The organism is Thermococcus sp. (assembly GCF_027063845.1).
GTDB lineage: Archaea > Methanobacteriota_B > Thermococci > Thermococcales > Thermococcaceae > Thermococcus.
Map to the genome: position 1 here is coordinate 1 of NZ_JAMOQU010000067.1, position 6,386 is coordinate 6,386.

8 protein-coding genes are annotated in these 6,386 nt (G+C 56.1%); all 8 read right to left on the reverse strand.

All coding sequences use genetic code 11. From position 1 onward, the window contains the following. On the reverse strand, nt 1-302 hold a 302-nt coding region (locus MVO87_RS04530; protein ID WP_297552356.1), incomplete at its 3' end, for a hypothetical protein. 36 nt (nt 303-338) lie between these two features. Then, a complete protein-coding gene (locus MVO87_RS04535) occupies nt 339-953 on the reverse strand; it encodes a DUF3267 domain-containing protein (RefSeq protein WP_297513440.1) in 615 nt (204 codons plus the stop codon). Next, nucleotides 953-1,984 carry a polyprenyl synthetase family protein gene (locus MVO87_RS04540; protein ID WP_297513438.1) on the reverse strand — a complete coding sequence of 344 codons (1,032 nt, stop codon included), beginning with the start codon at nt 1,982-1,984 and terminating at the stop codon, nt 953-955. The genes MVO87_RS04535 and MVO87_RS04540 overlap by 1 nt, the downstream gene beginning before the upstream one ends. 93 nt (nt 1,985-2,077) lie before the next feature. Next, entirely contained in the window at nt 2,078-3,421 is a 1,344-nt protein-coding gene (locus MVO87_RS04545) for an RNase J family beta-CASP ribonuclease (RefSeq protein ID WP_297513451.1), read from the reverse strand. A gap of 86 nt (nt 3,422-3,507) precedes the next feature. Then, nucleotides 3,508-3,804: a hypothetical protein gene (locus MVO87_RS04550; RefSeq protein ID WP_297552358.1), complete on the reverse strand. Its 297-nt coding sequence runs from the start codon at nt 3,802-3,804 to the stop codon at nt 3,508-3,510. A 5-nt stretch (nt 3,805-3,809) separates the two neighbouring features. Further along, on the reverse strand, nt 3,810-4,928 hold the full coding sequence (fni, locus tag MVO87_RS04555) for a type 2 isopentenyl-diphosphate Delta-isomerase (RefSeq protein WP_297513449.1): 1,119 nt from the start codon (nt 4,926-4,928) through the stop codon (nt 3,810-3,812). A 32-nt stretch (nt 4,929-4,960) separates the two neighbouring features. After that, the gene (locus MVO87_RS04560) at nt 4,961-5,701 is read right to left on the reverse strand and encodes a hypothetical protein (protein ID WP_297552360.1); all 741 of its coding nucleotides are present in this window, start codon (nt 5,699-5,701) and stop codon (nt 4,961-4,963) included. A gap of 49 nt (nt 5,702-5,750) precedes the next feature. Next, nucleotides 5,751-6,386: isopentenyl phosphate kinase (locus MVO87_RS04565; protein WP_297552361.1), on the reverse strand; the 636-nt coding region annotated here is incomplete at its 5' end.

Here is a 6,386-nt window from a genome sequence, read left to right on the forward strand (position 1 = left end):
TCGGTGGGGCCAGATGCCGACGCTTCAACGAAGGAAGCCACGAGCCTTATTAGCCCCAACACGGCAGCGAGAACGACCGGAACCGCAATTAGAGAAGTCTTTGCGAGCTCTCTCGGCCCAACGCCGAGCCTGAAGGCAACGAATGCAACAAAAAGTGAGCCCAGCAGGAGTCCTGTTAAGTAGAGTGCAAGCGGAAGGAGCCCCCCAGCATCAATCCCGAGGAGGAAGCCTGCCAAAAACGACAGGAGCACTATCAAAAAGGACAATTCTGCAACTTTCTGGACGTCGCGCATATCCCCCACCAAGCGAAGTATGAATATTCATCTATTTAAAAGTGTCTACGGACTGTTCTCGACAACGACCTCGACCCGGGCGCGGGCGATGACTACGAGCAGTACCGCAAGGAAGACAACCTTGAGGGCCTTTGAAAACCACCGAGGATAGGGCTCCAGCGTGCCCGAGTTAGAAACGAGCGCCTCGCCGCGGTCAAAGACCTCAGCATCTGGGGGAAGTCCGAGGAACGCGAGGGTAACGATGAAGTCCCCTGCCATTCCCGCGGTGTTGAAGATGTAAACGAGGGCCCAGAAGTCGGAGCGGAGTAGCCACGCGAGGGCGAGCAATATGAGAGATAAGGAAAGCGGCGCAAGGGTAACTGCAATAGAGCGTCTCGCAGTTAGAGGTGTTTCAACCGCGGTGTAGGGCGCGATAACGAGCTTTTCAAAGGTCGTGACGCCGAACCTCATCCCCGCACCGAAGAGCTTGGCAACGAGCGCGTGAAGGCCCTCGTGGAAAGGTATTACGACGACCCAGGGGAGGACGAGGTAGTAGACAAAATCCCAGAGCGAGCTTACCGAAACTTCAACCCATGGAACCGTGAAGGCGGAACTTATGAGAAGCAGAAGAGAGAAGATAAGGAAGTCAGAGAAATAATCGGAGAGCCGGGACTCTCCCATCAGAACTCCCTCTCCACCAGGAACTCGGCAAGGAGCTCAAGGTCTTTCCGCGCCTCACTCTCGGGGAGAACCTTTAACGCCTCGTTGGCTTCCTTCACGAGGTTCTTGGCGTACTGAGCGGCGTAGTCGATGCTACCGTACTTCCTGAGGAGCTCGATGGCTCTGGCAACTTCCTCCTTGACCTTCTCGTCGCGGATGAGAGCGTCCTCCTTGGCGTCTCCCGCGTATTTTCCAAAGACCTTCAGGAACTCGGCCTTGTCCTCCTCGTTCGCGTGCTGGAAGAAGTGGCTGACTATGAGCGTCTTCTTGCCCTTCCTTATGTCGCTCCCGACGGGCTTTCCAAGCTTATCCTCGTCGGCAATCAAATCGAGCACGTCGTCCCATATCTGGAAGGCAATCCCAATGTTCCTTCCCCATTTTGAGAGCGCCTGGATGTACTCCTCGTTGTCAGTCCCGACGATTGCACCTATCGTTGCCGAGCCGTCGAAGAGCGCCCCTGTCTTTCCGCTAATCATCCTGAGGTACTCGTCAACCGTTACCTCGTCCCTCGTCTCGAACTCTATGTCGAGCGCCTGGCCCTCGCAGAGCTCGTTGGAGGTCTTTACGAGAACCTCAAGGATTCTTGCCTTCTTCTCGGAGCTTACCTCAGCCCGGGCTACCGCTTCGAAGGCCTTGCTGAAGAGCAAATCGCCAGCTAAGATGGCCATGTTGACGCCCCAGACCTTGTGGACTGTCGGCCTTCCGCGCCTTAACTCGTCCATGTCCATTATGTCGTCGTGGACGAGGGAGTAGTTGTGAATGAATTCCACAGCGGCCGCTGGATAGAGCGCCTTCTCGGGGTCACCGCCAACGGCCTCCGTTGCCCGGAGAACGACGAAGGGGCGAACCCTTTTTCCCCCGGCGAGCGGGTAATGCCTTGCCGCGTCGTAGAGGTTTTTGGGCTCCCTCTCGGGGATGAGCTCGAAGATTTTCTCGTCAACGGCCTTCACCATGGTTTTAACCCTGCTGAAGAGTTCGTCATATTTTCCCATGCTACCACCCCGTGAGCGATGAAAGCAATCAAAGGAGAAAAAGGTTAAACCTTTATGAGTTTTGCTATAACCCCAGTGGTAAAGGGGAAATAATCAGGGAATCTCGACAACGTAGCCGTTCCTCGACACGAAGACGTCCTTTCCAATCATATAGCCCTCTTCCTCGGCCAGCTCGGCGTAGTGGGTGAGCATCCTGAACTCGCCGTGGGCCGGGACGATGTTCTCTGGGTTGAGCATCCTTATCAAGTAGCGGTGGTCTTCCCTGCTCGCGTGGCCGGAAACGTGGAGGTCCTTAATCATTCTGACACCGCGCATCCTGAGCTTCGTTTCGAGCTTGTAGCGCTGGGCGTAGTTGAGCGGATTCGGTATAGTTCCAGCTGAAAAGACGACGGTGTCGTCCTTGCCGATGTCGTAGAGCTCGCCGTCTGCCATTCTGGTGAGAACGGCTCCGGGCTCACCCTGATGGCCCGTAACGATGAGCAGGTAGTTCTCCCTAGCCTGAGAGACCTCCTTGAGGACTTTTCTCACGGCGTTGGGGCTCCTGACGGCTCTTGCCCCCTTCATCTTTATGAGGCCCAGCTGTTTCGCTATGCCAGTGTACTTCGCGAGGGAGCGGCCAACCAAAACGGCCTGTCTGCCCATCTTGTTGGCTATCCATATTAGCTCCTGGAGGCGAAAGATGTGACTCGCGAAGGTAGTCACTATCAATCCCTTCTCGTCCATGCCCTCGTAGAGGAAGAAGTCCTCGAGGAGCATTTGAGCTACGGCCTCGCTCGGCGTCTTCGTCGGCTCCGCGACGCGCGTGGATTCGGCGATAAGAACTTTGACGCCCTCCTTTCCGAGCTCCTTGAGGCGCTTGTAATCGGGCCTCTCTCCGAGCGGGTTGTTGTTGTCGAACTTGAAGTCGCCGGTGTGGAGGACTATCCCGTCGGGGGTATGGATGGCCACCATGGCCGCCTGTGGAATCGAGTGGGTGATTCGGATGAACTCTATCGCGATGTTCTCGCTTACCTGGACTATCTCCCCGAACTCGGTCTCGTACATCGGGTTCTTGACCTCAAAGTACTCCTCGCTCTTGACCTCTCCCTTGGCGAGCTTAATCGTATAGGGCGTCCCGTAGACGGGCGTGTCGGGGTAGTGCGGGGCGAGCTTGGCTATCGCGCCGATATGGTCGAGGTGGCCGTGAGTGAGGGCTATCGCGACGACCTTCTTGTTCCGGCTCTTCCAGAGAATCCTGTCGTCGGGAATCGCGCCGAGCTTCTGGAGCTCCTTGTCGGAAAACTTCTGGATGCTCGTGTCCTCGTGAATCATGACGCGGTCGAGCATGATGCCCATGTCGATTATCACTACCTCTTCCCTTCTGCCGTCGGAGTAGCCAACGGCCGTCATGTTCTTTCCGACTTCCTCGTAACCGCTGATTGTGTAGACCTTTATCATCTCAATCATCCTCCCGCCCCGGGCCCCTCCTGAGGCGCGGGGCTGCGTTGGGCATTACTCTGAACGAGGGTTTAAAAAGGTGTGCATCACCTCGGTGACTTCAGCGAGAGCACCGACCCGGTAAAAACCGCCAGGACGAAGGCCAGAGGAATCAGCCCCAGAGAGCCCCAGAGTGAGAACCAGTTCCTTCCCCAGAGCGAGATGGCAACGGCCGAGCCCGACACGGCTCCGAGCAGAAAAGCCGGCCCGTCTTTTCCTGGTTTCCAGACCCTGAACAGCGAGGCTAAAAAGGAAAGGATTATGCCGGCAACCGCAGTCAGAGGAGTTAGCACTATGAGAAACCCCTCCAGAAATGAAAAGACACGAAAAAGGAGACGCCTCACCGTTCTCACCGGGCGCGCAGATAGCTGGGAAGGTCAATCCTCTGCTCAAGCCACTCCCTCGTGAAGCCCGTGATAACGAGCGGAACCCTTCTCAGCTCCTCGACGTTTCTCGCCCCCACGAGGAACATCGCGTTCCTTATCTCCTCGATGTAGCGCCTCAGGATTTTGATGACGCCCTCGACGTCGCCCTTTACAGCTGGCTTTAGGAGGGGCAGGGCCACTCCCGCGAAGGTAGCTCCCATTGCGAGAGCTTTGGCCATCGTTATCCCGTCGCGCATTCCGCCAGTGGCTATTATCGGTAGGTCTGTGGCATAGCGGACTTCGGCGACGCTTATCGCGGTCTTTATGCCCCAGTCCCAGAAGCGGAGGGCAAGGTCCCGTCCCATTTCATCCTTTGCGCGGTAATACTCGACCGCACTCCAGCTCGTCCCGCCGAGGCCGCCGACGTCTACTGCGTCTATCCCGATGCTCTCAAGCCTTACTGCGACTTCCATTGAAACTCCGGCGCCGGTCTCCTTCGCTATAATCGGGTATGGGAACTCGGCCTTGAGCTCCGCCAGAGCCTTCAGAACGCCCCTGTACTGCGTGTCCCCCTCGGGCTGAACGCTCTCCTGCAGAGGGTTCATGTGTATGGCAAGGGCATCGGCCTGAATCGTCTCGACGGCCTTTAACGCCTCTTCGATGCCGTAGCGTTCGGGTATTGTTTCAGAGAACTGGGGAGCGCCGAGGTTGCCGACGAGGAAAACGTCTGGAGCGACATCTCTTACGTAGTAGCTCTCCCAGGTTTCAGGCTTCCTTATCATCGCCCTCTGACTGCCGACGCCCATCGGTATGTTGAGCTCCTGCGCGGCCTTCGCGAGGGTCTTGTTTATCCTTCCAGCCAGCTGGGAGCCCTTAGTTCCACCTGTCATTCCCGCTATGAAAATCGGGTAGTCAAAGCGCCTCCCGAGGAACTCAACACTCAAATCAATCTCGTCCTTGTCAATCTCGGGCAGGCTCATGTGGACGAAGTGCACATCCTCAAAACCGTTGCTCACATGGGCCTGCACGTTACGCTTTAGGCAGTGCTCTATGTGCTCGAACTTCCTGATGATAGTGAGCTCTTCCTTACCAAAAGCCTCCATCACGACCACCGGGGAAGAGAAGGCGGAAAAAGTTAAGAGGTTTTGGGTGGGCAGACGGTAACATTCACGGTTTTCACAACCAGCCAGCCTTTCGGGTTCTCAATCCAGTTGCCGAGATAATGGGCGTTCACGGCCGAGGTGAGGAAGTTCGGCATTTTAGATGCCCCGATTGTGAAGTTAAACCTCGACCTGAAACCGGGAAGTATAGGAAACCTCTCGCCAAAATCAACCGAGAGGGGGAGCACGAGGTCCCGGTAGTCCCCTTTACCCGTGCTGTGGAAGTAAATCACATGGAGGGTAACGTTGTTGCAGGTTCCGTAGTAGGTTACCAGGTTAAATTCGATTTTTCCAGACTGAACCGTTGATGGGAAGCCGACGGGAACTGCAAAGACCCTCAATTTGGCCAGAGCGCTCCCGTTGGAAGCCAAGACTTGGAACGGGTAGTAGATAACGGTGAGGTTCCTCGGGTTTCCATCGCTCCATGTCACGGACAGGTTTCTGACATCGCCCAGCACAAGCCACGAATCGTTGTTCTCCACCCAGCCAGGATAAACCAGAATAACCGCATCCCTTCCTCCGGCGAGAGCTCTAACGATGCTCCCACCCCGGAGCTCCCATTTAACAATAACGGTGTTGTCCTCAGACTGAACGCTTAGGTTCAGGTCCCCGGGAGATGCATCGAAAGCGCTCAGATAGCCACTGGAAGATGCCTTCTGAAGCCCCCAGAGGGTGATGATGAAGAGCACCACAAAAACCAATATCTTACGCAACATGGTTATCAAAGTTGTTAATGTTGAAGAAAATAAAAAGATTTCGCCCTAGCTAAGGTACAATCCTCGTGCCGAAACCGTCTCCCCTGATTGCCCCGCTCAGCCTGCCCGGAACGAGCCCGTTGACGAACCAGACCTCCGAAAAGCGGGCTATCTCCTTCGCTTCCCTCAGCTTGTTTATTATCCCGCCCGTCACGTCGCCCTCTCCTGAGGCTTTCGCTTCCCGCTCCAGGCGCTGTATGAGGGCGTCAATCCTGTCGGCTGGTATCTCAAAGAGGAGCGTCCCCTCGCCAGGTTTTCCATCGTAGATTCCGTCAACGTTCATCAGAAAGATAACCTTCCTCGGCCTGAAGAGCTTCGTCAGGTAGGTAACTATCTGGTCGCCGGAGAGTATGTCTATTCCCTGCTTGAGGTCAACTGCCACGTCGCCGAAGAGGCTCGGAATGAAGCCGTTCTCGATGAGCTTCCTTATCGGCTCGACGTCCCCGTAGGCGACCCTGTTGGAGTCCATGAGGAAAACGGAGGAGCTCGAGACGGAAACCGCCGGAAGGCCCTCCGCAAGGAAGGCCTCGACGATTTTCATGCTCGCCCGCAACATGGCGTGGTGCGTGAGCGAGAAGCCCTTGCGTCTGACGAAAGCCGACTCCCCCACGAGTCCCGTGAGGCCGTCCCTGATTCCGTACTTCTT